At 69.1% G+C, this 24,612-nt stretch carries 23 protein-coding genes; 5 read left to right on the top strand and 18 right to left on the bottom strand.

Annotation, left to right across the window (positions count from 1 at the left end):
• Positions 1 to 68: 68 nt before the first annotated feature.
• Together ACFO8M_RS17855 and ACFO8M_RS17850 are read right to left on the bottom strand one after the other, a co-directional pair.
• Complete coding sequence (locus ACFO8M_RS17855; protein WP_387978020.1) at positions 69 to 959, bottom strand: hypothetical protein; 891 nt, start codon at positions 957 to 959, stop codon at positions 69 to 71.
• A 145-nt stretch (positions 960 to 1,104) separates the two neighbouring features.
• Positions 1,105 to 3,297 carry an immunoglobulin-like domain-containing protein gene (locus tag ACFO8M_RS17850; RefSeq protein WP_387978019.1) on the bottom strand — a complete coding sequence of 731 codons (2,193 nt, stop codon included), beginning with the start codon at positions 3,295 to 3,297 and terminating at the stop codon, positions 1,105 to 1,107.
• A 258-nt stretch (positions 3,298 to 3,555) separates the two neighbouring features.
• On the opposite strand from ACFO8M_RS17850, the gene ACFO8M_RS17845 reads away from it, so the two are divergent.
• Positions 3,556 to 4,626: a PQQ-dependent sugar dehydrogenase gene (locus tag ACFO8M_RS17845; protein ID WP_387978017.1), complete on the top strand. Its 1,071-nt coding sequence runs from the start codon at positions 3,556 to 3,558 to the stop codon at positions 4,624 to 4,626.
• Between the two features lie 49 nt (positions 4,627 to 4,675).
• Here the strand turns inward: ACFO8M_RS17845 and ACFO8M_RS17840 are convergent, their stop codons facing one another.
• The 6 genes from ACFO8M_RS17840 to metF form a co-directional block, all read right to left on the bottom strand.
• Complete coding sequence (locus ACFO8M_RS17840) at positions 4,676 to 6,034, bottom strand: serine/threonine-protein kinase (RefSeq protein WP_387978015.1); 1,359 nt, start codon at positions 6,032 to 6,034, stop codon at positions 4,676 to 4,678.
• A gap of 183 nt (positions 6,035 to 6,217) precedes the next feature.
• Positions 6,218 to 8,005, bottom strand: a complete 1,788-nt coding sequence (gene aspS, locus ACFO8M_RS17835; protein WP_387978013.1) for an aspartate--tRNA ligase — start codon at positions 8,003 to 8,005, stop codon at positions 6,218 to 6,220.
• 389 nt (positions 8,006 to 8,394) lie between these two features.
• Positions 8,395 to 8,871: an SAV_6107 family HEPN domain-containing protein gene (locus ACFO8M_RS17830; protein WP_387978011.1), complete on the bottom strand. Its 477-nt coding sequence runs from the start codon at positions 8,869 to 8,871 to the stop codon at positions 8,395 to 8,397.
• Positions 8,872 to 9,184: 313 nt separating this feature from the next.
• A complete protein-coding gene (locus ACFO8M_RS17825; protein ID WP_387978009.1) occupies positions 9,185 to 9,565 on the bottom strand; it encodes a tetratricopeptide repeat protein in 381 nt (126 codons plus the stop codon).
• A gap of 41 nt (positions 9,566 to 9,606) precedes the next feature.
• Positions 9,607 to 10,215 (bottom strand): hypothetical protein, encoded by a 609-nt coding sequence (locus ACFO8M_RS17820; protein WP_387978007.1) that lies wholly within the window; start codon positions 10,213 to 10,215, stop codon positions 9,607 to 9,609.
• 120 nt (positions 10,216 to 10,335) lie between these two features.
• Positions 10,336 to 11,241, bottom strand: a complete 906-nt coding sequence (metF, locus tag ACFO8M_RS17815; protein ID WP_387978005.1) for a methylenetetrahydrofolate reductase [NAD(P)H] — start codon at positions 11,239 to 11,241, stop codon at positions 10,336 to 10,338.
• A gap of 96 nt (positions 11,242 to 11,337) precedes the next feature.
• On the opposite strand from metF, the gene ACFO8M_RS17810 reads away from it, so the two are divergent.
• On the top strand, positions 11,338 to 12,390 hold the full coding sequence (locus tag ACFO8M_RS17810; protein ID WP_387978003.1) for a polyprenyl synthetase family protein: 1,053 nt from the start codon (positions 11,338 to 11,340) through the stop codon (positions 12,388 to 12,390).
• A 130-nt stretch (positions 12,391 to 12,520) separates the two neighbouring features.
• Positions 12,521 to 13,228: a hypothetical protein gene (locus tag ACFO8M_RS17805; protein WP_387978001.1), complete on the top strand. Its 708-nt coding sequence runs from the start codon at positions 12,521 to 12,523 to the stop codon at positions 13,226 to 13,228.
• Between the two features lie 4 nt (positions 13,229 to 13,232).
• Here ACFO8M_RS17805 and ACFO8M_RS17800 read toward each other — a convergent pair whose 3' ends face one another.
• From ACFO8M_RS17800 to ACFO8M_RS17765, 8 genes are all read right to left on the bottom strand, one after another.
• On the bottom strand, positions 13,233 to 14,405 hold the full coding sequence (locus tag ACFO8M_RS17800) for a PrsW family intramembrane metalloprotease (RefSeq protein WP_387977999.1): 1,173 nt from the start codon (positions 14,403 to 14,405) through the stop codon (positions 13,233 to 13,235).
• Positions 14,402 to 14,995 carry a hypothetical protein gene (locus tag ACFO8M_RS17795; protein WP_387977997.1) on the bottom strand — a complete coding sequence of 198 codons (594 nt, stop codon included), beginning with the start codon at positions 14,993 to 14,995 and terminating at the stop codon, positions 14,402 to 14,404. The genes ACFO8M_RS17800 and ACFO8M_RS17795 overlap by 4 nt, the downstream gene beginning before the upstream one ends.
• A 209-nt stretch (positions 14,996 to 15,204) precedes the next feature.
• Entirely contained in the window at positions 15,205 to 16,302 is a 1,098-nt protein-coding gene (locus ACFO8M_RS17790; RefSeq protein WP_387977995.1) for a branched-chain amino acid aminotransferase, read from the bottom strand.
• Between the two features lie 182 nt (positions 16,303 to 16,484).
• Entirely contained in the window at positions 16,485 to 17,522 is a 1,038-nt protein-coding gene (locus tag ACFO8M_RS17785) for a 3-isopropylmalate dehydrogenase (protein WP_387977993.1), read from the bottom strand.
• 201 nt (positions 17,523 to 17,723) lie between these two features.
• Positions 17,724 to 19,322, bottom strand: a complete 1,599-nt coding sequence (gene serA, locus ACFO8M_RS17780; protein ID WP_387977991.1) for a phosphoglycerate dehydrogenase — start codon at positions 19,320 to 19,322, stop codon at positions 17,724 to 17,726.
• A gap of 205 nt (positions 19,323 to 19,527) precedes the next feature.
• Positions 19,528 to 20,064 carry a regulatory protein RecX gene (locus ACFO8M_RS17775; RefSeq protein ID WP_387977989.1) on the bottom strand — a complete coding sequence of 179 codons (537 nt, stop codon included), beginning with the start codon at positions 20,062 to 20,064 and terminating at the stop codon, positions 19,528 to 19,530.
• Positions 20,039 to 21,088: a recombinase RecA gene (gene recA, locus ACFO8M_RS17770; protein ID WP_387977987.1), complete on the bottom strand. Its 1,050-nt coding sequence runs from the start codon at positions 21,086 to 21,088 to the stop codon at positions 20,039 to 20,041. The genes ACFO8M_RS17775 and recA overlap by 26 nt, the downstream gene beginning before the upstream one ends.
• A gap of 181 nt (positions 21,089 to 21,269) precedes the next feature.
• Complete coding sequence (locus tag ACFO8M_RS17765) at positions 21,270 to 21,473, bottom strand: DUF3046 domain-containing protein (protein ID WP_387977985.1); 204 nt, start codon at positions 21,471 to 21,473, stop codon at positions 21,270 to 21,272.
• Positions 21,474 to 21,585: 112 nt separating this feature from the next.
• Here ACFO8M_RS17765 and ACFO8M_RS17760 point away from each other — a divergent pair, with 112 nt between their 5' ends.
• Positions 21,586 to 22,158 (top strand): TetR/AcrR family transcriptional regulator, encoded by a 573-nt coding sequence (locus ACFO8M_RS17760; protein WP_387977983.1) that lies wholly within the window; start codon positions 21,586 to 21,588, stop codon positions 22,156 to 22,158.
• A gap of 262 nt (positions 22,159 to 22,420) precedes the next feature.
• Positions 22,421 to 22,879 carry a DoxX family protein gene (locus ACFO8M_RS17755; RefSeq protein ID WP_387977981.1) on the top strand — a complete coding sequence of 153 codons (459 nt, stop codon included), beginning with the start codon at positions 22,421 to 22,423 and terminating at the stop codon, positions 22,877 to 22,879.
• Positions 22,880 to 22,950: 71 nt separating this feature from the next.
• Here the strand turns inward: ACFO8M_RS17755 and ACFO8M_RS17750 are convergent, their stop codons facing one another.
• Entirely contained in the window at positions 22,951 to 23,841 is an 891-nt protein-coding gene (locus ACFO8M_RS17750; RefSeq protein ID WP_387978129.1) for a transketolase family protein, read from the bottom strand.
• 63 nt (positions 23,842 to 23,904) lie between these two features.
• On the bottom strand, positions 23,905 to 24,597 hold the full coding sequence (locus ACFO8M_RS17745; protein WP_387978128.1) for a transketolase: 693 nt from the start codon (positions 24,595 to 24,597) through the stop codon (positions 23,905 to 23,907).
• Between the last annotated feature and the right edge of the window lie 15 nt (positions 24,598 to 24,612).

The following is a 24,612-nucleotide window of genomic DNA, read 5'->3' as shown; positions in this document are numbered from 1 at the left end:
GCAGTTCGCAGACGAAGCGAAAGGCCGCCGCACCAGCATCGGTGCGGCGGCCTTTCGCGTTGCGGGAGTTACATACCGCCGCCGAGAGCGGAGGTGAACTCCTCGAAGTCGTGCAGGTTGGTCGACTCGGGGGCCTTGATGTCGTAGGAGCCGCCGACCTCGACGATCTCGCTGGTCATCTCCATGGTCATGCCCTCGATCTCGGGCATCGCCATGGTCATGGTCTTCAGCAGGCCGTCGTCGTCGAGGGTCACGGTCACCTCGGTGCCGTCGATCGCGGCGGCCGCGTCCGAGTCGGCGCCGAGGCCGGAACCGGAAAGGGCGGACATGGCCTCGGAGTCGGCGCTGAGCGTGCCGGTGAAGGTGTTGTCGCCGGTCTCCTCGACGTTCTCCAGCTCGGTGAGCATGAGTTCGGTCTGCGCGCCGAGGTCCATGCCGCCGTACTGCGAGTAGATCTCGGCGAGCGCCTCGTCGCCGGTGAGGTCCATGGTGAACCAGGCGTCCTCGCCGTAGCTCTCGGCCATCGCGTCGAACATGCCGCCGCTCATCTGCATGTACATGACCTGGTCGACGACGATGGTCTCGGTGTGCATGTCGCCGAACATGTCCCCCATCATCGCCTCCTCTTCGGCGGTCATGGTCTCGCCGGAGGCCTCCATCATCGCGCTCATGAAGATGTCGGCGCTGGCCTGGGAGCTCTCGCCCTCGTAGGAGCCGGTCATGGCCATGAACTCGGTGCCGTCGACGGTCATCGTCGACTCCATCTTGTACGAGGAGGCGTCGAGGCCCTCGACGGAGGCGAGGACGGCCTCCTGGGGGCTGAGCGCGGCGACGGCGCCTTCGTTGCCGCCGTTGGAACCTTCGGACGGGTTCTCGTCGGAGCCGCAGGCGGCCAGGCCGAGGCCGAGGGTGGGGATGGCGAACGCGCCGATGAGGCGGGTTGCGGTGCGGGAAGACATGGGTGCTCCTGGTATCGGGGGATCTGGATTCCGGTCCCGAGCATAAGGGACGGCCTCCACACCCGAAGGTACAGAGGCCGTCTCTACTCATGCGCGGGGGCACCCGGGGTCAGTTCCGCTCAAGGGCGGCACCCCGGGGGGTGCATTACCAGGTCGCCTGCAGCAGTTCGTATTCGGCGGCAGTGATCGGCAGGACGGTGCCGTGGCGGGGACTCGACGGCAGGTCGTAGTCGGCCACGGGCGTCCACTCGCCGGAGGCGAGGTCGGTGGTCTCGAACGGGACGTAGCCCCGGCCGCCGAACTCGTCGATGAAGAGGTACCACTTGTCCTCGGTGTTGGACTTGAAGACCAGCGGGCCCTCACCCGCGTTGATGGCGCCCGAGCCGATGCAGTCGGCGAGGAACTGCCATTCGGCATCGGCCGCAAGGGAAGTGGCCGTCTCGGCGAGGATGAACTTGCCGCAGGGCGTCGAAGGCGAGTTGCCGCGCTCGTCCTTGGTGAAGCGGTAGAACGTGCCGTCATCCTCGATCATGGTCGAGTCGATCGTGGAGTAGCCCTGGTCGACCCACACCTGCGCTTCGGAGAAGTGCACGAAGTCGCGGGTCGTCGCGTACATCATGCGGTGGTAGAAGCCCTCGGAGTGGTCGTCGGTGGTGAAGAGCGGTGAGGCCCAGTAGACGACGTAGGCCTGCTGCTCGGGGTCCCAATAGGCCTCGGGAGCCCAAGTGGCGCCGGCGTTCTCGGGCGAGACCTCCACGAGGCGGCCTTCGGACCAGTTCACCAGGTCGTCCGATTCCCAGACCATGATCGAGAGACTGCCGTGGCGCTGGGCCCGGTTCCAGTCGCCGTTGCCGTTGATCTTGAGGTCGGTGGCGATGAGGAAGAACCGGTCGCCTTCGGGCGAGCGGATGAGGAACGGGTCGCGGACGCCCTGCTCGCCTTGGTCGGAGGTGAGGATGGGGGCGGCGTTGTTGAGCTCGGTGAAGCTCAGCGGGTCGTTGCCGTCGCTCAGCGCGCCGTAGACCTGCTCGCCGGTGGCGGTGCCTTCTCCGGTGAAGTAGGTGAAGAAGTAGCCGGTGTAGTCGGCCGGGGCCGGCAGCGGCGGCACGGTGGCGGTGTAGGAGAGCTTCGTCTTCTCGCCGCCGCGCTCGACGGTGGCTTTGAGCTTGACGGTGTAGGTCTGGCCGCCGGGCTCGTCGCGGTTCACCAGGCCGTCGGCCGAGATGACCGCCGGGTTGTCGGACTTCCAGGTGATCGTGGAGCCGTTGTCGCCGGAGGTGGGCAGGTTGATCGCCGAGCGCACGTCGCTGACGTTCGGGATCGAGACGGCGGCGGCGTCGAGGGCCACCGCCTCTTGGTCGTCGTACTCGGCGATGACGTTGGCGGTGAAGTCGCGTTGTTCTTGCACAGTGCCGAGGATAGCGGTTGCCGTGAGGGTGACCGTCGCGTCGTCGGCGTCCATGGCCGGGCGGGCGACCGTGCCGTCAGTGCCGATGACCTCGGGATCGCTTGAGGCCCAGGTGATCTGGGAGCCGTTCGCGCCCCGGGTCGGGAGGTCGAGGTCGGCGGTGACGGCGGAGGTGTCGCCGAGGTCGATCGCGGCGGCGTCCTCAGCGGCCTTCTCGGCGCTGATGTGGGCGGCCTGCGCGCCGATCTCGGCGCCGGTGAGCGCGCCGTCATAGATGCGGAAGTCCGCGAACTTGCCGTGGAGGTAGCGGTCGCCGCTGTAGAGCGAGCGGCCGAGGTAGTTGGCGACGGTCGTGCCGGAGCCGATGTCGCCCGGCCTGATCGTCACGGACTCGTTGCGCGCGACTTCCTGGCCGTTGAGGTAGAGGACGGCCGTGCCGCCTTCGAGGGTGTAGGCCAGGTGGTTCCAGGTGCCGCGGGCGAGGTTGGAGCCGGTGGAGGCGTTCTGCTCGCAGGTCCAGTGGCAGGTGGAGATGGAGGTCCGGTAGCCGTTGCCGGTGGTGAAGAGGTAGCCGTTGCCCCAGCTGCCGCTGGAGTTGCCGAGGCCGTAGATGAAGTAGGCGCCGGACTGGTCGGGCTCGATGTAGACCTCGGCGGTCACGGTGATCGCGTCGAGGCCGGTCAGGAGGTTGTCGGGCATGTCGACGTAGTCGTCGACGCCGTCGAGCTCGAGGCCGTCGTTCCAAGTGCCGCCGCCGACCAGGGTGCCGTCGCGGCCGTTCCCGGAGGCGTCGGTGACGACGGTGCCGGAGGCCTCGTCGAACTGGTACCAGAGCAAGGGTCCGTCGGCCGGGGCGGCGACCGCCGCGGAGGCCGGAAGCGCCACTGCCGCAATGGCAACGAGGGCGCCGATGAATCGTTTAGACGTCACTGTCCAACCAATCTTCACTCGACCGACCATGCAGGTGGGGAGCTGCGTGAACGGTAACCAACAGGGGGCTCAGGCCAGCTTATTCCAACCATCGGCATAAGCGAACATGCGAATGTCACGATTCTCGATCGATTTCGTCGATTCCGGCCGCCTGGACATCCGGGCCATTCGTGCTTACGATGGCAATTCAATTGATATGGCTCTATATCAGCTTTTCTTCGCTTTCTTACCCGGCACAAAGAGAGACAAGGAGCAGCCATGCGACGCAGACTGCCCGCCATCGGCGCGGCGCTCGCAGGAATGGCCCTGGCCGTAGGGACGGCCACCGCGGCGGCCGAGGAGGGCCCGGAGACCAGGCCCCTCCAGGAGCCCGCGTTCGACTTCAACACCGGCGACACGGTCGCCACCGGCCTCACGATCCCGTGGGGCCTGGGCTTCCTCCCGGACGGATCGGGGATCGTCGCCGAACGCAACTCGGGCGACGTGCTGCGGATCGGCACCGACGCCGACCCGGTGGTCCTCGGCAACCTCGAGGTCGTCGGCGGCACGAGCCAGTTCGACGAGCGCGGGCTGCTCGGCCTGGCCGTCTCCCCCACCTTCACGACAGATGGATGGGTCTACGCGTACGTGTCGACCGCAGAGGACAACCGCGTCGTGCGCTTCACGCTCGACACCTTCGACCCCGAACCGGTCGTCACCGGGATTCCCTCGGCGCTCAACCACAACGGCGGCCGCCTGGCCTTCGGCCCCGACGGCAAGCTGTACATCACGACCGGGGACGCGAACAACACGGCGAACGCGCAGGACCTCGACAGTCTCGGCGGGAAGATCCTGCGGGTCAACGCGGACGGCTCGGTGCCCGAGGACAACCCGATCGAAGGCTCACTGGTCTACACGTGGGGCAACCGGAACGTGCAGGGCCTGTCCTGGGACGCCGACGGCGGCCTCTACTTCTCCGAGCTCGGCCAGAACACCTGGGACGAGCTGAACTACGCCGAGCCTGGCGCGAACTACGGCTGGCCCGAAGTCGAGGGGACCGGCGGCGCACCGGAGTTCGTCGACCCGTTGGTCACCTGGACCACGGCCGAGGCTTCGCCTTCGGGCGCTGAGGTCGTGGGCGACACGATGTACGTCGCGGCCCTGCGCGGCCAGCGACTGTGGACGGTGCCCGTCGCGGGAGGCGAAGCGGGAGAACCGGTCGCGGTGCTGGAGTCGGAGCTTGGCCGCATCCGCACGGTCGAACTGGGTCCGGACGGCTGGCTGTGGGTGACCACATCGAACGGTGGGGGCCAGGACAAGGTGGTCCGGTACCGGCCGATCGGCGGTTAGGAACGCGAAGCGGCCCGCGGCATGCTGCCGCGGGCCATTGCAGCCGTTGCTAGTTCGTGCCTTCGCTGGCGCCGGCTTCGGTCGTCGGGTCGACGGGGTCCTCCGAGGTGGGCGGATCCGAGGTGGGCGGATCCGAGGTGGGCGGTTCCGAGGTGGTCGGCTCCTCGGAAGTCGGTTCCTCCGAAGGGCTCTCGCTCGGCGTCTCGGAGGTCTCCTCCTCCGTCGTCGGGTCCCAGTGGGTGTCTTCCTCTTCAGTGGTCGTCTCTTCTTGAGTCGGCTCTTCAGTCTCGGTGGGCGACTCGGTCACGGTGGTCGAGTTCTCGTCGATCTTCGCGCCGGGGTTCTCGTTCTGCCTTACGCCCCACCAGATGAGCAGGCCGATGACGACGAGGGTGGCGACGACGGCCGCGGTGATGATCCACGGCGTGACGTTGCCGTCGTCCTCCTCCTGCACCATCGCGCCGGTGGGCTGCTCGGCGGTGTTGCCGCCGATGCCCGCGCCGAGGAGGGCCGTCTGGTCGGAGCCGAAGTACTGGGCCTGGCCGTCGGGCGGAGTCGAGGGCACGACCGGGATGCCGCCGGTGACGACGCGGCCTTCGCGGGCGGAGCGGGCCATCTCGGCGGCCGAGGTGTAGCGGGCGCGCGGGTCCTTCTGGAGGGACTGGAGCACGACTTGGGCGATCCCGGCGGGTATCTCGCGGGAGAGCGGCGGCGGGGCCTGTGTCATGTGGCCGTTCATGACCGCGACCGGCGTGTCGGAGACGAACGGCGGGCGGCCCATGAGGGCCTCGTAGGCGACGATGCCGAGCGAGTAGAGGTCGCTGGCGCCGGTCAGTTCCGCGCCGTTGAGCTGCTCGGGGGACGCGTAGGCGAGGGTGCCCATGACGGTGCCGGTCTCGGTGAGGCCGGAGGCGCCGCGGGCGGCGGAGATGCCGAAGTCGACGATCTTCGCCGCGCCGGTCTCCTCGTCCACGAGGAGGTTCGCGGGCTTGATGTCGCGGTGGATGATGTCGTGGCGGTGCGCGGTCTCGAGGGCATCGGCGGCGGCGGCGACGATCGCCATGACCTCGGCGGGCGGCAGCGGTCCGCGGTCGCGCAGGATCTCGGCGAGCGAGCGGCCGCGCACGAGTTCCATGATGAGGTAGGAGACCTCACCGTCGTCATTGGTCTCCTCGCCGTAGTCGTACAGCGCGACGATGCCCGGGGACTGCAGGGCCGCAACGGCTCGGGCCTCGAGCTGGAAGCGGGTGCGGAACTTCTCGTTGCTCGACAGTCCCGCATGGAGGAGTTTGATGGCCACAGTGCGACCGAGTCGGGTGTCGGTGCCTTTCCAGACCTCTCCCATGCCGCCTGCGGCGAGCCGCTCATCCAATCGATAGCGACCCGCCACCAAGGTCCCGCTTTGCACGTCGAACCCGCTCCTCTTACTCCTGCATCGGCCGGATGCTACATATAGCAGCCGTTAACGGGCCGCGGCCACCGCCCACACGGACTCCTGCCAGTCGGAATTGGCTGAGGGGCAACCGGGCACACATCGAACGAACGGCGGCCCGGGCCGTAGGCCCGGACCGCCCACTACGACATCGTAGGGCTAACCGGCTAGCGCGTCGGTACCCGCTTCCTCTTCCGGCTCGTAGTCGATGCCGGCCTCGGCGCGCTGCTCGGGCGTGATCGTGGTGGGAGCCGAGGTCAGCGGGTCCATGCCGCCGCCGGACTTCGGGAACGCGATCACGTCGCGGATCGAGTCGGTCTTGGCGAGGATGCCGCAGACGCGGTCCCAGCCGAGGGCGATGCCGCCGTGCGGCGGAGCGCCGTACTTGAGGCCCTCGAGCAGGAAGCCGAACTGCTCCTTGGCTTCTTCGTGAGTGAGTCCGAGCACGTCGAAGACGCGGCTCTGGACCTTGGCGTCGTGGATACGGATGGAGCCGCCGCCGAGCTCGTTGCCGTTGCAGACGATGTCGTACGCGTAGGTGAGCGCGTTGCCCGGGTCGGACTCGAACTTGTCGACCCACTCGGGGTTCGGCGAGGTGAAGGGGTGGTGGATCGCGGTCCAGCCGCCGTCGTCGGTGGGCTCGAACATGGGGGCGTCGACGACCCAGCAGAACGCCCAGGCGTCGGCGTCGATGAGGCCGACGCGCTTGCCGACCTCGAGGCGGGCGGCGCCGAGCAGTTCCTGGGCCTCGCGGCGGTGGGCGCCTGCGGCGAAGAACACCGCGTCGCCGGCCTTGGCGCCGACGGCGTCGGCGAGCCCGGCGAGGTGGTCCTCGGAGAGGTTCTTGGCGACGGGGCCCTTCGGTTCGCCGGTCTCGGCGTTGAAGGTGATGTAGGCGAGGCCCTTGGCGCCGCGCGCCTTCGCCCAGTCCTGCCATCCGTCGAGTTCTTTGCGGGTCTGGGAGGCGCCGCCGGGCATGACGACCGCGCCGACGTAGCCGCCGGCTTCGATGGCGCCGGCGAAGACGCGGAACTCGGTGCCGCGCAGGTAGTCGGTGAGTTCTACCAGTTCCTGGCCGAAGCGCAGGTCGGGCTTGTCGGAACCGTAGCGGTCCATGGCGTCGTGCCAGGTCAAGCGCGGGATCGGCAGTTGGATGTCGTAGTCGGCGAGCTCGGCCCAGAGGGCCTTGACGACGCGCTCGCCGAGGTCGATGACGTCGTCCTGGTCGACGAAGGAGGCCTCGATGTCGAGCTGGGTGAACTCGGGCTGGCGGTCGGCGCGGAAGTCCTCGTCGCGGTAGCAGCGGGCGATCTGGAAGTATTTCTCGAAGCCGCCGACCATGAGGAGCTGCTTGAACAGCTGCGGCGATTGCGGGAGGGCGTACCAGGTGCCGGGCTGGAGACGCACGGGGACGAGGAAGTCGCGGGCGCCCTCGGGGGTGGAGCGGGTCAGCGTCGGGGTCTCGATCTCGACGTAGCCGTCCTCGACCAGGAGGTTGCGGGCGATGTGGTTGGCCTTGGAGCGCAGGCGGATCGCGTGGTTCGGGCCGGTGCGGCGCAGGTCGAGGTAGCGGTGGCGCAGGCGGATGTCCTCGGAGACGTCCACGTGGTCGTCGATCTGGAACGGCAGCGGCGCGGACTCGGAGAGCACCTCGAGGCTGGTCGCGTTGATCTCGATCTCGCCGGTCGGCAGGTCGGGGTTCTCGTTGCCTTCGGGGCGGCGGGTGACGGTGCCCGTGACGGAGACGCAGTACTCGTTGCGCAGCTTCTGGGCGGCCTCGGCGGCCTCCGAGTCGCGGAAGACGACCTGGACGACGCCTGATGCGTCGCGAAGATCCACGAACTCCACCCCGCCGTGATCGCGGCGACGCGCCACCCATCCGGCGAGGGTGACTTGCTGGTCGACGTCAGCGGCACTCAGCGTGCCGGCGAGGTGTGTCCGATACACGGGTTCAAAACTCCTCGAAGGAAACGGTTGGTCGATTGGACCGGCGGGGCCGGTTCACGGCCCGCGGGCTTCGCCCGGAACGCCGTGCCGAGGCTCGCGATGCGAGCCGGGGCCTATGACATTCTCTCGAGAACCCGGTGCCAGCAGCAATCGTATAACCGCCCGTGCCGAAGCCGTTCGGCCGTGCCGTCCGCCACGGCGGGCGTCACGCAGGTCACGCCGCGCGCCCTCGAAAGGCGCGGCGGTCTTGGAGCACCGATCCTTCAACGCGCGGCGCCCGCTGCGCCTCTGGTTCAGCGCGCGAGCGCGCTACTGCACCTCTCGTTCAGCGCGCGAGCGCGCTACTGCACCTCTCGTTCAGCACGCGAGCGCGCTACTGCACCTCTCGTTCAGCACGCGAGCGCGCTGAACCCCAGCAGCCGCACCACCACGTCGAGGAACCGGCGGGCGTCGGCGACGATCGCGTCGGCCTCTTCGGGGGTGACGATGTCAGGGATGCCGGCCTGCGCCAGGACCCGCTTGCGGGCGGTGCGGGCGAAGTGCGAGGCCCATTCCTCCAGTTCCGGGGCGACCCCCCGCAGGAGCTCCCAGGTGCTCGACGGGCGGCCGGGCCGCCGCCTGCCGGTCGCGTCGCCGGCCCGCACGGCGAGCACGGCCACAGCGACCCTGAGGGCGGCCAGGTGGGCCTCCGCGTAGCGCTCGCCGGGCCGGGTGCGCTCGGCCGCGTCATCGAGGTCGACTCGGGCGGTGGCGAGCAGCTGGAGCGGGGAGCGGTTGGGTAGTTGGTCGGCGGGGATGCGCAGACGGGAGTTCTGCACGGTGCCGGCTTGCACGAGTCGGGGGCCGCTCCCGCCGCGAGCGCCCATGGGCGAAGCGGAACGGGGGGCGCCCGGTCGAGAAGAGTTCAGTCGAGAAGCTGCCATGACGTGGGCCTCCTAAACCTGTTCGAACTTGCGTTCGAGAAATATGGAACCACAGGGGTCCGACATTTCCAACCCCCATCGTCGCCGGAAAGCAGCAAATCGCTACAGACTGTCGCGCATCCGACAGGATTGTCATTGGGCGGCAACAGAAAGGGGTCGTGAACCTGACGGTTCACGACCCCTGTCATTCGCCTGAGGCACACCGGGTGTTCGAAAAAACGCGGGCGCCTGCGCTCGGTAGCCCGCGTGGTTCGGACTATTCGGCGATCTCGTCGATCATGCGGAGGTGGCCTCGGGCCTCGTCGGCGCGACCGAGACGCTGGAGGGTGCGGCCGAGGAGCATCCGGGCGTAGAAGTCCGCCGGATTGGCCTCGACCATCTTCTCGGTGAGTTCGAGCGCCTTGTTCAGCTGCGCGGACTTGAAGTACGCGCGCGCGGCCATGAGCATGACGTCCGGGTGGTCCGGGTGCTCGCGGAGGAGCGGCGCGAGGAACTGCAGCGCTCCGAGCGGGTCCTTGAGCGAGAGCATCTCCTCGGCGTCGCGCAGCCGCCGGACCTCTTCGGGGACCTGGCGCGGCCGCGAGTCGGAGTCGATGAAGGCGGCGATCTGGTCGTCGGTGATGTCTTCGTAGCGCATGCCGGGGACAACGCGACGACTCGTCAGATCATTCCCGGCGCTCAGTCGTTGCGCAGCGCGGTGGCGACCACGATCACCAGCTGGAGTAGGCCGAGGGCGGCCAGGAGCATCCAGGCGGTCACGGTCACCGTGATCGCGCCGCCGGTCCACTCCTGGTACTGGCCGCCGCCGGCCACGGCGATGACCCCGGCCGCGCCGAGGCCGAGCGCGACCACGAACTCGCGCACCGACCGCTCCCCCAGCGTCGTCATGCCGAGGTCGCGCAGGCCCACCTGCCTTGCCCGCGAACGGGTCAGCACGTACAGCCAGCACAGCGCGCCGGTGATCGTGACCGCCCAGCCGGGCGCGCCGAGGAACCACAGCGCGAGCAGCCAGGCCCCCTCGGAGATGCGGGCCCCGAGCGGTTCGAACACCAGGACGCGGCGCGAGAGGCTCGTCGAGCGGGCCGCGAGGAGCGCGTACGACGCGTCGGCCAGCGCCGTGATCGCTATGAGCGGCAAGGAGACCAAGATGATCGGGCCGCCGAGGAGGACGCAGAGCGGGATGAGGAGGCTGGCGATCAGGCCGACGCCGACCACGGCGCCGGGCTGGAACCGGGTGGAGAGGATGACCCGCCCTACAAGGGAGTCGGCGGGCACTCGGGTGCGCATGGATGTTTTTGTAGCAGACGGCTCCAACCGCGCATTCGCAGCATCGAACATAGAAGAGGACTCTACGTGTCCGTGCGGTGACCACAACCCCTCGATCGGGTAGCCGACACTCGCTGGCCGCTACGGGCGGAGGTTCTGCCAGACGCGACGGGTGGAGCGGGAGTGGTTGAGGGTGGTGAAGTGCAGCCCGGGGGCGCCTTCCGCGAGGAGTCGGGCGCCCATGTCGGTGGCGACCTCGACGCCGATGTCGCGGATGGCGTCCTTGTCGTGCTCGACGGCGCGCAGTCGCGCGGCGAGCGCCTCGGGGAAGACCATGCCGGTGAGGACGGCGAACCGCTCGATCTGCTTGATGTTGGTGACGGGCATGATGCCCGGGACGATCGGGATGTCGCAGCCGGCGGCGGCGACGGCGTCGCGCAGGCGCAGGTAGTCCTCGACGTCGTAGAAGATCTGGGTGATCGCGAAGTCGGCCCCGGAGCGGCATTTCTCCACGAAGAAGCGCACGCCGGTGTCCCAGTCCACGTCGCGCGGGTGGCCTTCGGGGAAGGCGGCGACGCCGACGCTGAAATCGCCGGACTCCTTGATGAGTTCGACGAGTTCACGGGCGTGGAGGACGCCTTCGGAGTGCTGGACCCAGTCGGCGCGCGGGTCGCCCGGCGGGTCGCCGCGGACTGCGAGGATGTTGCGCACGCCGACGTTGGCGAAGTGGCCGATGAGGTTGCGCAGCTCGGCGATCGAGTGGTTCACGGCCGTGCAGTGGGCCATGGTCAAGAGGGTCGTCTCGGAGTTGATCCGCTCGGTGGTCTCGACGGTCTTCTGCCTGGTCGAGCCGCCCGCGCCGTACGTGACGGAGACGTAGTCGGCGTTCTGGCCCTCGAGGGCGCGGATGGTGCGCCACAGCACGCCGTCGGCGGCCTCGTCGCGGGGCGGGAACATCTCGAACGAGAACTTCGGCATGCCCGAGCGCAGCAGATCGCCGATCTTGGCGGTCTTCTGCGGCATCACGCTGGGCACTCCGAGAGTCATGCCCACAAATGTAACGGCACGGGTACACGTGTTCTGACCTGCACTGCGGACCACCCAATAGTTGGGACGGAGTGCCGGTCTCCTAGGGTTCGACCCGTGGAGCTCAACGAGCGCATCGACGCCGCCCTCACCGTCTTCCTGGACCGGCAGGCCGCCGTGATCTGCGGGATCGACGACAGTCTCGGCGCGTACGCGGACGCCGTGCGCGATTTCGTGCTGCGCGGCGGCAAGCGCCTGCGTCCGGCGTTCGCGTACTGGGGCGCGCGCGGCGCGGGGCTCGCGGACTCGGACGAGCTGGTGGCGTGCGTCGCTTCCCTGGAGCTGCTGCAGGCCTCGGCGCTCATGCACGACGACCTCATCGACGGCTCGGACACGCGCCGCGGGATGCCCTCGATCCACCGCCGCTTCGCCTCGCTGCACGAGCGCGAGGGCTGGTCGGGACGGCCCGACGAGTTCGGCACGGCGGCGGCGATCCTGCTCGGGGACCTGTGCCTGGCGTGGTCGGACGAGCTGCTGTGCTCGGCGGGGATGCCCGTGGCCGCGGTCGCGGCGGCGCGGCGGGACTTCGACCTGATGCGCACCGAGGTGAGCGCCGGCCAGTACCTGGACGTGCTCTCGGAGGTGCGCCGGGACGTCTCGGAGACGACGGCGGCGAAGGTGGCCCGCTACAAGTCCGCGAAGTACACGATCGAACGCCCGATGCTCATCGGGGCGTCGCTGGCGGGCGCTCCCGAGCGCATCCGCGAGCACTACTCGGCGATCGGGCTGCCGCTGGGCGAGGCGTTCCAACTGCGCGACGACGTGCTCGGCGTGTTCGGCGACCCGGCGCAGACGGGCAAGCCCGCCGGGGACGACCTGCGCGAAGGCAAGCACACGTTCCTCATCGCGCGCGCCTCGGCCGCGGCGGACGCGGCACAGCGGGCGGCCCTGGACTCGGGGCTGGGCGACCCGGACCTCGACGAGGCCGGGGTGGTCCGGCTGCGGGCGGTCCTGATGGACACCGGGGCGCTGGCCGACACCGAGGAGCGCATCGCGGCGCTCGCGGCGGAGGCCGAGGACGCGTTGGAGGCCTCTCGCACAGATGTCGATCCGGCGGCGCTGCAGGTCTTCGCGGGCCTGCTGGTCAAGGCCGTCAAACGCGACTTCTGAGATCCGTCCACGTTGGAATTAGGCGCTTCGGTCCGGATGCGTTCACCCGAACGGGCCTTATGTTCCACGCACGAGTGACCCAACGGTTACCACCGGTCGCCTCGCTCGTTGATTCGAGTGAAGGAAACGAATGGACGGTGGGACTCAGGTGGGACTCTTCGGCGCCATCGGGCGCGAGACCAAAGGCGCGCTCCGATCGCTCGGTTACGATCTGCGCCGCTCGCGGCGGATTCAGCGGATAGGGGCGATCACGGTAGTCGCGGTGGCGGGCGGGGTGATCGCGACCGGGGCGTTCCTGCGAGAACCGGTGCCGGGCATGGTGGGACTGGGCGACGAGGACTCCGACATCACCGAAGGCTGGTTCGGCCTAGGCGCCGACACGACCGGCCAGGACGCGGAATCTTCAGAAGCCGAATCCTCTACTGGGACGAACGAAGCCCCGCATCCGGAGGCCGCGACTTCCACTGCCGAGGTCGAGGCCCGGGGCAAGACCGTCGGGGAGGCGCCGGGGCTGGTGCCGGTCGGCGACGAGACCTCGCGCCCCGCAGAGGAAGAGGACGGCGAAGTGTCGCCCTCCCCCACGCAGGAGCCGACCGAGGAACCGACGGACGAGCCGACCGAGGAAGCGCCGACGACCGAGGCGCCCACTGAGGAGCCCACCACGGAGGCCCCGACCACACAGGAGCCGACGCCGAGCCCCACGGTGACCACGACCGAAGACTTGACGCAGGAGCCGACCCAGGAACCGACGTCGACGCCGACCGCGGAGCCGAACGCCGAGCGGGCCACGCTCGGCCCGAGGGCGCCGATCCCGCGCAAGGGCCCCATCGAGGGCTGAGCCGCTATTTCGCCATGGCCTCGGCCAGCTCGGCCCGAATCGCGGCGATGTTGCGCTTCACCGCGGCCACGTCGGGCCCGTCGGGGACGTCCTCGCCGCGGCGCTGGTCGCGGGCGACGAGCGCCGCCAGGTTCACCAGCTCCCGGTGGAGCTGCCCCAGCAGTTGCGACGCCTCCTTGCCCCAGCGCTTGTGCGCACGCTGCCGGGCCTTGCGCCTGCTGCGCAGCGACCGCATCTCGGTGAGGTCCCCGGTCGTGATCACGCTTTCGTCCTGATCGGACATCGTGGTGACGAACCAGTGCCATTCGGCGCGGGCCGCGAAATGGTAGAGCACGAAGAACAGGCACAGGATGATCAGGCCCTTGCCGTAGCTCAGCGGGATCGACAGCGCGGGCGGCAGGCTCGAGGGCAGCGGCAGGTTCCACAGGCCGTGCATCCCCAGGGCCAGCGCGTAGAGGCCGATCATGACGCCCCAGCGGGTGCTGAGCCGGCGCCGGGTCTGGGTCACGAAGAACGCGATGCCGAGCCCGGCCGCGCCGGTGTACAGCGGGTGCGACCACGGTCCGGCCACCAGGACGCGGGTGAACGTGACCGTGAGCGCGCCGGTCAGGTCGGAGTTGGGGTTCATGACCGCGTACTTGATGGCGTACGTGAGGTTCTCGACCACCTGGAAGCCCAGGCCCACGAGCGCGCCGTAGATGAGGCCGTCGATGGAGCGGTCGAAGTGCTCGCGGACGATGAGCACGAGCATGACCACGCCCATGGCCTTGAGCCATTCCTCGTTCAGCGGCCCGACGATGGACGGGCCCCAGGTGCGGGCCCATTGGGCGTCGGTGTACTCGGCGAGGACGACGAGCGCGGCGTCGTTGGCGAACATCGCGAAGGCGACGGCGGTGAGGCCGCCCCAGCACATCGCGGCGGCCCGCACGGTCGGCGGTTCGCGTTCGAACAGGTCGAGGCGCGCGAGGATGTCGAGGAAGAAGTACGCGAGCACCGCGTTGACGCCGATGGAGGCCCACAGCGCGGTCGCGATGTCGCCGTAGTCGGGTGAGAGGACTCGGCCGAGTTCGAGCAGACCGTAGACGAGGCAGGCGACGAACAGCCAGTAGGCGGGTCGCCTGATGCGGATGAAGGCGCCCTGGCTTTCGACGACGACGCGTTCGGTCCGGACGATCACTTGCCCTCCAGTGCGAAGGTGTCGATGATCGGATCGGGGTCGACGGTGGCGCTGTTCGGGTCGTCGCCCGGGGCGATGAGGATGAGGATCGCGGCCGCCCCGCCGTCCTCGCCGACGACGGTGATCGACCCGGCGGTGTCGAGCCCGACGATGTCGGCGCGGTAGCCGGAGAGGCCCGAGGCCTCGTTCGTGTAGGCGCGTTCGTTGTTGTACGCGTAGCCGCGCTCGTTGATGATCGGGTCGGCACGGCGGACCAGGAGGTTCTCGAGGCTCTCGACGTTCGTGTCGACCTCGACGGCGGCGGTGAGGCTGCCGTGCCTGAAGTTCTGGAGCTGGTCGGCCATGTGGATGCCCGGGGAGGTCCAGCCCTCGCCGGGGAGCAGGAACTCGAGGCTGGCGCCGGTGACGGGATAGGACTGGAGGTAGAGGGTCTCGCCGGGGTCGATCTGCTGCACGGAGTCGCCGAGGGCGCGTTCGATGCCGATCCAGAACGCCAGGGGCAGCGCGATGGCCAGGGCCGCGACGACGGCCTGCCACATGCGGCCGCGCTCGACCCCGAACTTGTTCAACTGGATGGTGACCTCGGCCAACGTCCCTCCCTTGTCCGCTGCGCACGAGACGCGGAGTGCCGCAAGCACTCCGCGCGTGGAGTACAAGGTTACGGGGGTAATGCGACACTGCACCCGGGTTTGCCCGATCCGGGATGCCCCCACGATAAGTCCGCGTTGCCGGTACCGGTCCCGAACGAGCGGCGGGGAGCGGGCCCGAAGCCCGCTCCCCGCCGCTCGTCGATTCGCGTTCAGGCGACCCTGACGGTCCAGCCGTGGGTGTCCTCGGCGCGGCCGTGCTGCAGGTCGAGGATGGTCTGGCGCAGCTGCATCGTGAACTTGCCGGCCTCGCCGCCGTTGATCTGGAACTCGCCCGAGCGGTCCTTGACGGTGCCGACCGGGGTGATCACCGCGGCGGTGCCGCACGCGAAGGCCTCGGAGAGGATGCCGGACTGGGCGTCGTCCCTCCAGCGCGCGAGCGAGTACTCGGTCTCGCGGACCTCCCAGCCGGCCTCGGTCGCGAGGGTGAAGATCGCGTCGCGGGTGATGCCGGGCAGGATCGTGCCGAGCTTCGGCGTGTAGAGCACCCGCTCGTTCTCATAGGCGAAGAACAGGTTCATGCCGCCGAGCTCGTCCACGTTCTCGTACTTGACGGCGTCGAGGAAGACCACCTGGTCGCAGCCGTGCTCGATGGCCTCGGCCTGCGGCAGGAGGCTCGCGGCGTAGTTGCCGCCGGCCTTGGCCGCGCCGGTGCCGCCGGGCCCGGCCCGGTTGTACTCCTCGGAGACCCACAGCGTCAGCGGCTTCGGCCCGTGCTTGAAGTAGGCGGCGGCCGGGGAGGCGATGACCAGGTACGTGTACTCCTTCGCGGGGCGCACGCCGAGGAACGCCTCCGAGGCGAACATGTACGGCCGCAGGTAGAGGCTGGCCTCCTCCAGGCTCGGCACCCAGTCCCCGTCCACGGCGATCATCTCGCGGATCGAGGCGAGGAACCACTCCTCGGGCAGGGACGGCATCGCCATGCGCTGCGCCGAGATGTTGAGCCGGCGGGCGTTGGCCTCGGCGCGGAACAACCCGATGCCCCCGTCGGGGTAGCGGTAGGCCTTGAGCCCTTCGAAGATCTCCTGGGCGTAGTGCAGGACCGCAGCGGCCGGGGAGAGCGTCAGGGGCCCGTAGGGCTTGACGACGGCGTCGTGCCAGCCGCGCCCCTCGGTCCAGGTCATCTGGAACATGTGGTCGGTGAAGTTGGTGCCGAACCCCGGGTTGTCGAGGATGCGCTCGCGCATCGCGGCCGGAGTCGGGTTCGGGTGCGGCTCGTGCCGCAGGTCGGGAAGACCTTCGCTGGTCATTGATCTGTCCTTCAGTGCGAATGGCTTAAGTATGGCGATGCTTCATGGTCCTGATGCCTAACTTACCGCTCGTTCAGGTGGTCGAGCGGCGCGTGGCCCGGGTCGACGTTGACACGGAAAAACGCCCGGCGAGGCGCTCTTGTCGGAGCGCTGGCCCGCCGGGCGTCGAAGCTGCTTTGGTGTTAGCTGAGCTGTCCGGCGACGTCGGCGGCTACTCGGTCGCCTACCTCGCCGGTACGGATCTTGGTGCCGGAGTCGCGTCCGGCCAGTTCGCGCTCGACCGCGGCGTTCACCGCGGCAGCGGCGTCGGGGCGGTTCAGGTGCTCGAGCAGGAGCGCGGTGGAGGAGATCGCGGCGACCGGGTCGGCGATGCCCTGCCCGGCGATGTCGGGGGCCGAGCCGTGGACGGGCTCGAACGTCGACGGGTGGGTGTGGTCGGGGTTGATCGAACCCGTGGCCGCCAGCCCGATGCCGCCGGTCACCGCGGCCGCGATGTCGGTGAGGATGTCGCCGAACAGGTTGTCGGTGACGATCACGTCGAACGTGTGGGGCCGGTTCACCAGGAACATGGCCGCGGCGTCGACGTGCTGGTACTCGGTGGTGATGCCCGGGTACTCGGCGGCGACCTCGTCGAAGGTGCGCTTCCAGAGCCCGCCGGCGTGCACGAGCACGTTGGTCTTGTGCACCAGGGTCAGGTGGCCGCGGCGGCGCTTGGCCCGCTCGAAGGCGTCGCGGATGACCCGCTCGGTGCCGTAGCGGGTGTTCAGGGACTCCTCGGTGGCGATCTCGGCCGCGGAACCGGTGTGGAGGTTGCCGCCGGCGCCGGTATACAGGCCCTCGGTGCCCTCGCGGACGACCACGAAGTCGATGTCGCCGGGCTTGACGTCGGCCAGCGGCGAGGACGCGCCCGGGTAGAGGCGGCTGGGCCGCAGGTTCACGTACTGGTCGAACTCGAAGCGGAGCTTCAGCAGCAGGCCGCGCTCGAGGACGCCCGGCGGGACCGACGGGTCGCCGATGGCGCCCAGGAGGATCGCGTCGTGCTCGTCCAGTTCGGACAGGACGGTTTCGGGCAGCACCTCGCCGGTGCGGTTGTACAGGCGGGCGCCCAGGTCGTACTCGGTCGACTCGTAGCCGGGAAGGGCCACGGCGAGCACCTTCTGCGCCTCGGCGATGACCTCTTGCCCGATCCCGTCGCCCGGGATGACCGCGATCCTGCTCATGCTGCCTCTCTGGTTTCGTCCTCAGTCGCTGACGCGAACTGGTGCGCCGCTTCCGGTCCCAGACCGGCCGGTTCCCCCTTGGAGAACGCGGAAATGCGGGGCGAGTGCGTTCACCTTAACGCACCCGTCCCGCATTCCGACGAACGACTCTCAATAGGTGGAATCGGTCCGGCGCGCCACATGAGTGGAACGCCGAGCCCGTCAATCCTTCAGGGTCACCGTCTTGGCGCCGGTGGCGCCCACCGACTCCTTGATGCGGCCGAGCAGCTCGGCGGGCACCGGGGCGTCGAGGGCCATGGCCATGACGGCTTCGCCGCCCGCGGCCATGCGGGCCACCTGCATCGCGGCGATGTTGATGCTCAGATCGCCGAGCGCGCCGCCGATGAGGCCGACGACGCCGGGGCGGTCGGTGTAGCGCAGGAACAGCAGCGAGCCGTCCAGGTCGATGTCGAGCTCGAAGCCGTCGATCTCGGTCAGGCGCAGACCGCCGTGCGGGCCGGGGCTGATCGTGCCGGACACCTGGAGGCTCCGCCCGTCGACGAGCGCGCCGCGCAAGGTGATCAGCGTCTGGTACTCCGGCGATTCCTTCGAGGTGAACAGGCCGACCTCGACCCCGCGCTGGTCCGCCACGAGCGGCGCGTTCACGTAGGTGACCGAGTCGGCCACGTCCACGAACAGACCCTTGGTGGCCGCGAGCTGCAGCACCGTGACGTCGTGGTCGACGACGTCGCCGCGGACCTCGACGGTGAGCGACTGGACGGCGGCGCCGGCCAGCGCGTTGAAGGTGCGGCCCAGGCGCTCGGCCAGCGGCAGCAGCGGGCGCACGTCCTCGTGGACGACACCGCCGGCCTGCACGTTGGCGGCGTCGGGCACGAACTCGCCCGACAGCGCGAGGCGGACGCTCTTGGCGACCGCGAGGCCGGCGTTGTCCTGGGCCTCGCGGGTGGAGGCGCCCAGGTGCGGGGCGGCGACCACGTTGTCGAGGGCGAACAGCGGCGAGTCGGTGCACGGCTCCTTGACGAAGACGTCGAGGCCGGCGGCGGCGACGCGGCCGTCCTGGAGCGCGGCCGCGAGGGCCTCTTCGTCGATGAGGCCGCCGCGGGCGGCGTTGACGATCCGCACGCCCGGCTTGACCTTGTTGAACGCGTCCTCGCCGAGGATCCCGACGGTCTCGGGGGTCTTCGGCAGGTGGATGGTGATGAAGTCCGCGGCGGCCAGCAGCGTGTCGAGGTCGACGAGCTTGACGCCGAGCTTCGCGGCGATCGCGGGCTGCGCGTACGGGTCGTAGGCGACGACGTCCATGTCGAAGGCCTGCATGCGGGTGGTGACGAGCTGGCCGATCTTGCCGAAGCCGATGACGCCGAGGGTCTTGCCCTGGATCTCGACGCCGGTGAACTTCTTGCGGTCCCAGCGCCCGGCGCGCAGCGAGGCGTCGGCGCGGGCGATGTGGCGCGCGCTGGCGAGCAGCAGCGTGATGGCCTGCTCGGCGGCGGAGACGATGTTGGAGGTCGGCGCGTTGACGACCATGACGCCGCGTTCGGTGGCGGCGGGCAGTTCGACGTTGTCGAGCCCGACGCCGGCGCGGGCGATGACCTTGAGTTTCGGCGCGTGCTCGAGAGCGGCGGCGTCGATGGTGGTGGCGGAGCGGACGATCACGGCATCGGCCTCGACCAGCGCGGCGTGGAGGGACTCCACGTTCGTACCGTCGATCTCCCGGACATCGAAGTCGCCGGAGAGGACCTCGATCGCGGCGGGCGCGAGCGGGTCGGCAATGACCACGACGGGTTTCGGTTCGGTCATGGATACCTCGCAAAGGTAAGGAGAGACGGAGGACCGGGCGCGGCGCTGCGTCGTCGCGGCCAATGGTATGTCGAACGCGTTAACGGCTCCTTACCGACCTGCCGCATTCCGAATCCTGGAACACCCATCGCCGGTCAGACCCCACAGGTCACGGCTGAGGCGGTGCGCACCTCACGAGTCGCGGTCCGCTTCGTGAGACTCAGTGTTACTCGAAATTGGCGTCCTCGTCGAGGAGTTCGGCCGCATCGCTCTCCGCTTCGGCGAGGACCTGCTTGACCACCGGGATCGCGATGCCGGACCCGTAGCCCTTCCTGGCGAGCATGCCCACGAGCTTGCGCAGCACGGTGTCGTCGGTCTGGCCGGCCAGGGACCGGTAGCGGCGCCTGGCCAGGGCGAGGGCCGCTTCGCGTTCGTCCTCGTCGGTGACCGCTTCGACGGCGGCGTCGACGAAGTCGGGGTCGACGCCTTTGCGGCGCAGCTCCCCCGCCAGGCTCCGTTTGGAGAGGCCGCGGCTGCGATGGCGGGATTCGACCCACGCGCGGGCGAACACCGCGTCGTCGATGAGGCCGACCTCGGCGTAGCGCTGCAGGATCTCGGTGACGATCTCCTCTTCGAAGCCCTTGCGGCGCATCGAGTCGCCGAGTTCGGAGCGCGTGCGGGGCCGGCCCGACAGCAGTTGGAGACAGTACTGCCGGGCCGCCTCGGGATCGTTCGGCTTAGAAGTCGACCGGGGGTTCTTCAATCTCGACCTCGTCCGGCGCATCGGCGGCGGCGTCGACGCCGAGCTTCTCCTTGATCTTCTTCTCGATCTCCAAGGCCAGGTCCGGGTTCTCCTTGAGGTTGGTCCGGGACTTCTCCTTGCCTTGGCCGAGCTGGTCGCCTTCGTAGGTGTACCAGGCGCCGGACTTCTTCACGATGCCGTGCTCGACGCCCATGTCGATGATCGAGCCCTCCTTGGACACGCCGTGCCCGTAGAGGATGTCGAACTCGGCCTGGCGGAACGGCGAGCCGACCTTGTTCTTGACGACCTTGACGCGGGTGCGGTTGCCGACGGCCTCGCCGCCGTCCTTGAGCGTCTCGATCCGGCGGATGTCCAAGCGCACCGAGGCGTAGAACTTGAGCGCCTTACCACCGGCGGTGGTCTCGGGCGAGCCGAACATCACGCCGATCTTCTCGCGCAGCTGGTTGATGAAGATCATCGTGGTGCCCGTGTTGTTCAGGCCGCCGGTGATCTTGCGCAGGGCCTGGCTCATGAGCCGGGCCTGCAGACCCACGTGCGAGTCGCCCATCTCGCCCTCGATCTCGGCGCGCGGCACGAGCGCGGCCACCGAGTCGATGACGATGAGGTCGACGGCGCCGGAGCGGACCAGCATGTCGGCGATCTCCAGGGCCTGCTCGCCGTTGTCCGGCTGGCTGACCAGGAGGTCGTCCACGTTCACGCCGAGCTTCTCGGCGTAGATCGGGTCGAGCGCGTGCTCGGCGTCGATCATCGCGGCCACGCCGCCTTCGGCCTGCACGTTCGCCATGGCGTGCAGGGCGATCGTGGTCTTACCACTGGACTCGGGACCGTAGATCTCGATGATCCGGCCCTGCGGGAGACCGCCGACCCCCAGCGCCACGTCGAGCGCGATCGAGCCGGTCGAGATGGTCTTGATGTTCTGCTTGGGCTTCTCCCCCAGCCGCATGACCGAGCCCTTGCCGAACTGCTTGTCGATCTGCGCGAGCGCGAGATCCAGCGCCTTCGACTTGTCTTGTGCGGAGTTCATGCCGCCTCCCCTGGAACCTGTCTGCTTAGCCATGTCGAATACGGTAGCCGCCCCCTCCGACAACCTAGGACAACGGCTTGTTCGAACAGGGCACATCTCGCAGAGATGAAGGAAGCACGGTTCGCGGAAATAAGGTGAGCGCGGTTCGCAGAAACGAGGAACGCGGATCCCGGAGGCGCGGTCAGCGCACGAGCCGGGAGGGAATCCGTTCGGGCCAGGCGCGGCAGACGGCCATCCACACGGCCTTGGCGTTCTCGCCCTCGGCGAGCGCCTGGTCGATGGTGCGGCCGCCGAGCTGACCGATCGAGTGGTCGGAGGCGACCGACCGGGCGTAGGCGGCCCCGAAGGTCTCGTTCATCCGGTCCCAGAAATCGCTCTGCTTCATGCGCCGCTCCCCTGCCTGCCGCACCGGTCGATGCGTCGTTCCCGCCGTTCTCGTAGGACAACGGTAGGCGACTCAGTGGGGCAGGGCCAATCCCAGGTGGCAAGATTGCCGGGTGCCTCGCGTCAGCCAAGAACACCTCGACTCCCGCCGTCAGCAGATCCTCGACGGCGCCCGCTCGTGCTTCGCCAAGTACGGATACGAGGGAGCGACCGTGCGGCGGCTCGAGGAGGCGACGGGGCTCTCGCGCGGTGCGATCTTCCACCACTTCCGGGACAAGGACGCGCTGTTCCTGGCGGTGGCGTCCGTGGACGCGGCGGAGATGGCGGCGACGGTGGCCGAGCGGGGCCTGGTGGGCGTGATGCAGGACCTGACGACGGGCGCCGACAAGCCCGAGATCGCCGGCTGGCTGGGCACGCAGCTCGAGGTGGCCCGGCGGCTGCGCACGGACCCGGAGTTCGCCGAGGCCTGGGGGCGGCGGCGCGAGGCGATCGCGGAGGCGAGCCGGGAGCGCCTGGAGCACCAGCGCGAGATCGGGGTGCTGCGCACCGACGTCGACATCGAGGTCCTCGCCGGGTTCCTGCAGTTGATGTACGACGGCCTGGTGCGCTATCTCGCCACGGGCCGCGACGACCTCGAGATCACCCGCATCCTCAAGCTCGTGGAAGAGGCCGTGCGCCGCCACTGAGCGGGCCGCCTCGGACGGCGGCGGAAGGTGCGCGCATTGTGCCCGCTCTTCCGGCATTTGTCACGCGTCAGCACGACGCAAAACGCGCATGGTATTCCTAGCCAGCAGATATTTACTTCCATCATTACATTTTGCTAAACTTCTCCTTTAGCTGAAAAGGCAACAAGTCGCTTCAGGCTCCTCCGCTGCAGCGGTCGGCACCGACCGCCCCAGTGCCTCTCGCAGGCCGGACGCGGCATGACACCCCTATTGGAGGGCATAAATGATCAACCGACTCCAACCGATCGGTCTCCTCATCGGACGCGTCGTCCTCGGCGTCGTCTTCATTGCGCACGGATGGCAGAAGTTCAACGAGAACGGCATGGACGCGACCGCGCAGGGCTTCGAGGGCTTGGGCATCCCGGCACCCACGCTGTCGGCCTACTTCGCTGTCGGAGCCGAACTCATCGGCGGATCGATGCTTATTGTGGGAGCGCTCCTACCGCTCGCCGGACTCTGGCTCGCCAGCGTCATGCTCGGTGCGATGTACTTCGTCCACCCCCTCAACGGCGCGTTCTTCTCCCGTGAAGGCGGCTACGAGTACGTGCTCCTGCTGGCCGCCGTCGCCCTCGCCATCGGCTTCTCCGGCGGCGGCGCACTGGCAGTCGACTCGCTCTGGCTCAACAAGGTGGGCGAAAAGAAGAAGGAGGACGAACCGCTGCGCGCCGAGAGCCTCGCGTAACCGGTACGACTGGACCCGGAGCCTCCGAGCGATTCATGCTCGGAGGCTCCGGCCTTCCATGAGACGGTCGTTCAGAGCAGAGCCAGGAACTTGCGCACACGGGCGCGGACGCCCTCCGCGTCCAAGCCGTGCAGGTGCTCGTGCTCGGCCGCGGTGCCGTAGCGGCGCAGCTCATCTCGGCCCACCCCGATCGACAGCAGCCGGTGCGGCCGGTCCGCGAAGGCCCGCGAGACCAGCCAGTCCGAGGTGCCCTCCAGATAGGGCTCGACCATGACCACCGCGTCGCCGGTGTCCGCCGCCAGCTCCCGCAGGCCTTCGATGTCGAGCGGGCGCGGCGTGTTCGTGTACGCCACCGTGACGTCGAGATCGGCGGTGGCTTCCAGGACGTTGTCGAGCAGCGGGCCCACCGCGACCACCGTGGCGCGCCTGCCTTCACGCAGGACCAGGAGCGCATCGTCCGGGACGGCGTACGGGTTCTCGTTGTGGCGCAGCGAGAGCCGCATGTAGGCGCCCTCGTCGGATCGCACCGCCCGGTCCAGCAGCGGCGGAACCTCGGCGGCATGGCCGGGCACGAACACCCGCCAGCGCTGCAGCGTGTCGAACAGCGCCACGTCGCGCGGACTGAAATGCGTGAAGCTGCCCTCGGCCCAGTCGTACGAAGCGCCCACGCTCACCAGGACGCCGCTCGTGCCCTGGTGCTCGAAGTCGAGTTTGATCTGCTCGAACGCGCGCTCCACCAGGAACGGCGCGTACGAGTGGGCGATCGGCCGCAGCCCGGCCAGCGCCAGTCCCCCGGCCGCGCCGACCATCAGCTGCTCGCGGATGCCCACGTTGATCACCCGATCGGGATGGGCGGCAGCGGCTTCGCGGAACAGGTCGGCGGAGATGTCGGCCAGGACGACGGCGACGCGCGGGTCGGCCTCGAGCAGCTCATTGGTGCGCGCGGCCCAGGCGTCGCGCATCGTCAAGGGCTGCATGTCATCGGTCAACGGGTCGGTACGGAACACCATCGGTTCTCTCCTGGGTCAGTGGGGGGTGGTCTCGGAGACGGCGACCGTGACGTGCGGCCGGTCGGGATGGGGCGCGGTGAAGGACCGATACAGCGCTTCGTGGTCGGCCATGTCGACGGTGGCGGCGCTCCAGCAGTTCACCGTGAAGCGGGACGCGACGCCGCCGGGCCAGCCGTGCGAGGCCGAGCCGTTGTCGGCCACGATCACGTTCAGGTTCGCGAGACCGACGGCCCCGGCGTACGCGATCGCCTCATGGTTCGAGCCCTCGTCGAGCTCGGCGTCGCCCACGAGCGTGAACACGCGGGAGTCGCCGAATCCGGTGGCGCGCAGGCCGTGTGCGAGCCCGACCCCGAGCGGCAGGCCGTGGCCCAGCGATCCCGAGGAGATCTCCGCCCCCGGCACCAGGGTCGCGTCGGGATGGGACCCGAGCGGGGATTCGAGGGCCGCGATGCCGTCGAGCCACTCGGCCGGGATGAAGCCCTTGGCCGCCAGGACCGCGTAGAAGGCGCTCGGCCCGTGGCCCTTCGACAGGAGGAACCGGTCCCGGGACGGATCGTCGAGCCGCTGCGGGTCGACGCGCAGGACCCGGTCGTAGAGCACCCAGATCGCGTCCAGTGTGTAGCTCTTGACGACCGGATAGCGCACATCGGTCACGGTGCGCTGCGCGAGCTCCCGGACCTGTTCGAAAGTGACGTTCACGCGGAGCATCATGTAACTTCAAGT

Origin of the sequence: Glycomyces rhizosphaerae (assembly GCF_042647865.1) — a bacterium.
In the GTDB taxonomy this organism is placed as follows: domain Bacteria; phylum Actinomycetota; class Actinomycetes; order Mycobacteriales; family Micromonosporaceae; genus Glycomyces; species Glycomyces rhizosphaerae.
The sequence above is the reverse complement of the archived record's forward strand: the minus strand, read 5'-3'. Positions and strand labels throughout refer to the sequence as shown.

What these genes read in the sequence shown, in the direction of transcription:
- ACFO8M_RS17755 (WP_387977981.1), top strand. Translation starts at nt 22,421, where the DNA reads ATGATCAACCGACTCCAACCGATCGGTCTCCTCATCGGACGCGTCGTC.
- ACFO8M_RS17805 (WP_387978001.1), top strand. Translation starts at nt 12,521, where the DNA reads ATGGACGGTGGGACTCAGGTGGGACTCTTCGGCGCCATCGGGCGCGAG.
- ACFO8M_RS17745 (WP_387978128.1), bottom strand. Translation starts at nt 24,597, where the DNA reads ATGCTCCGCGTGAACGTCACTTTCGAACAGGTCCGGGAGCTCGCGCAG.
- ACFO8M_RS17765 (WP_387977985.1), bottom strand. Translation starts at nt 21,473, where the DNA reads ATGAAGCAGAGCGATTTCTGGGACCGGATGAACGAGACCTTCGGGGCC.
- ACFO8M_RS17825 (WP_387978009.1), bottom strand. Translation starts at nt 9,565, where the DNA reads ATGCGCTACGAAGACATCACCGACGACCAGATCGCCGCCTTCATCGAC.
- ACFO8M_RS17820 (WP_387978007.1), bottom strand. Translation starts at nt 10,215, where the DNA reads ATGCGCACCCGAGTGCCCGCCGACTCCCTTGTAGGGCGGGTCATCCTC.
- ACFO8M_RS17785 (WP_387977993.1), bottom strand. Translation starts at nt 17,522, where the DNA reads ATGAGCAGGATCGCGGTCATCCCGGGCGACGGGATCGGGCAAGAGGTC.
- ACFO8M_RS17845 (WP_387978017.1), top strand. Translation starts at nt 3,556, where the DNA reads ATGCGACGCAGACTGCCCGCCATCGGCGCGGCGCTCGCAGGAATGGCC.
- metF (WP_387978005.1), bottom strand. Translation starts at nt 11,241, where the DNA reads ATGACTCTCGGAGTGCCCAGCGTGATGCCGCAGAAGACCGCCAAGATC.
- recA (WP_387977987.1), bottom strand. Translation starts at nt 21,088, where the DNA reads ATGAACTCCGCACAAGACAAGTCGAAGGCGCTGGATCTCGCGCTCGCG.
- ACFO8M_RS17855 (WP_387978020.1), bottom strand. Translation starts at nt 959, where the DNA reads ATGTCTTCCCGCACCGCAACCCGCCTCATCGGCGCGTTCGCCATCCCC.
- ACFO8M_RS17750 (WP_387978129.1), bottom strand. Translation starts at nt 23,841, where the DNA reads ATGCGCGACGCCTGGGCCGCGCGCACCAATGAGCTGCTCGAGGCCGAC.
- serA (WP_387977991.1), bottom strand. Translation starts at nt 19,322, where the DNA reads ATGACCGAACCGAAACCCGTCGTGGTCATTGCCGACCCGCTCGCGCCC.
- ACFO8M_RS17790 (WP_387977995.1), bottom strand. Translation starts at nt 16,302, where the DNA reads ATGACCAGCGAAGGTCTTCCCGACCTGCGGCACGAGCCGCACCCGAAC.
- ACFO8M_RS17830 (WP_387978011.1), bottom strand. Translation starts at nt 8,871, where the DNA reads ATGGGCGCTCGCGGCGGGAGCGGCCCCCGACTCGTGCAAGCCGGCACC.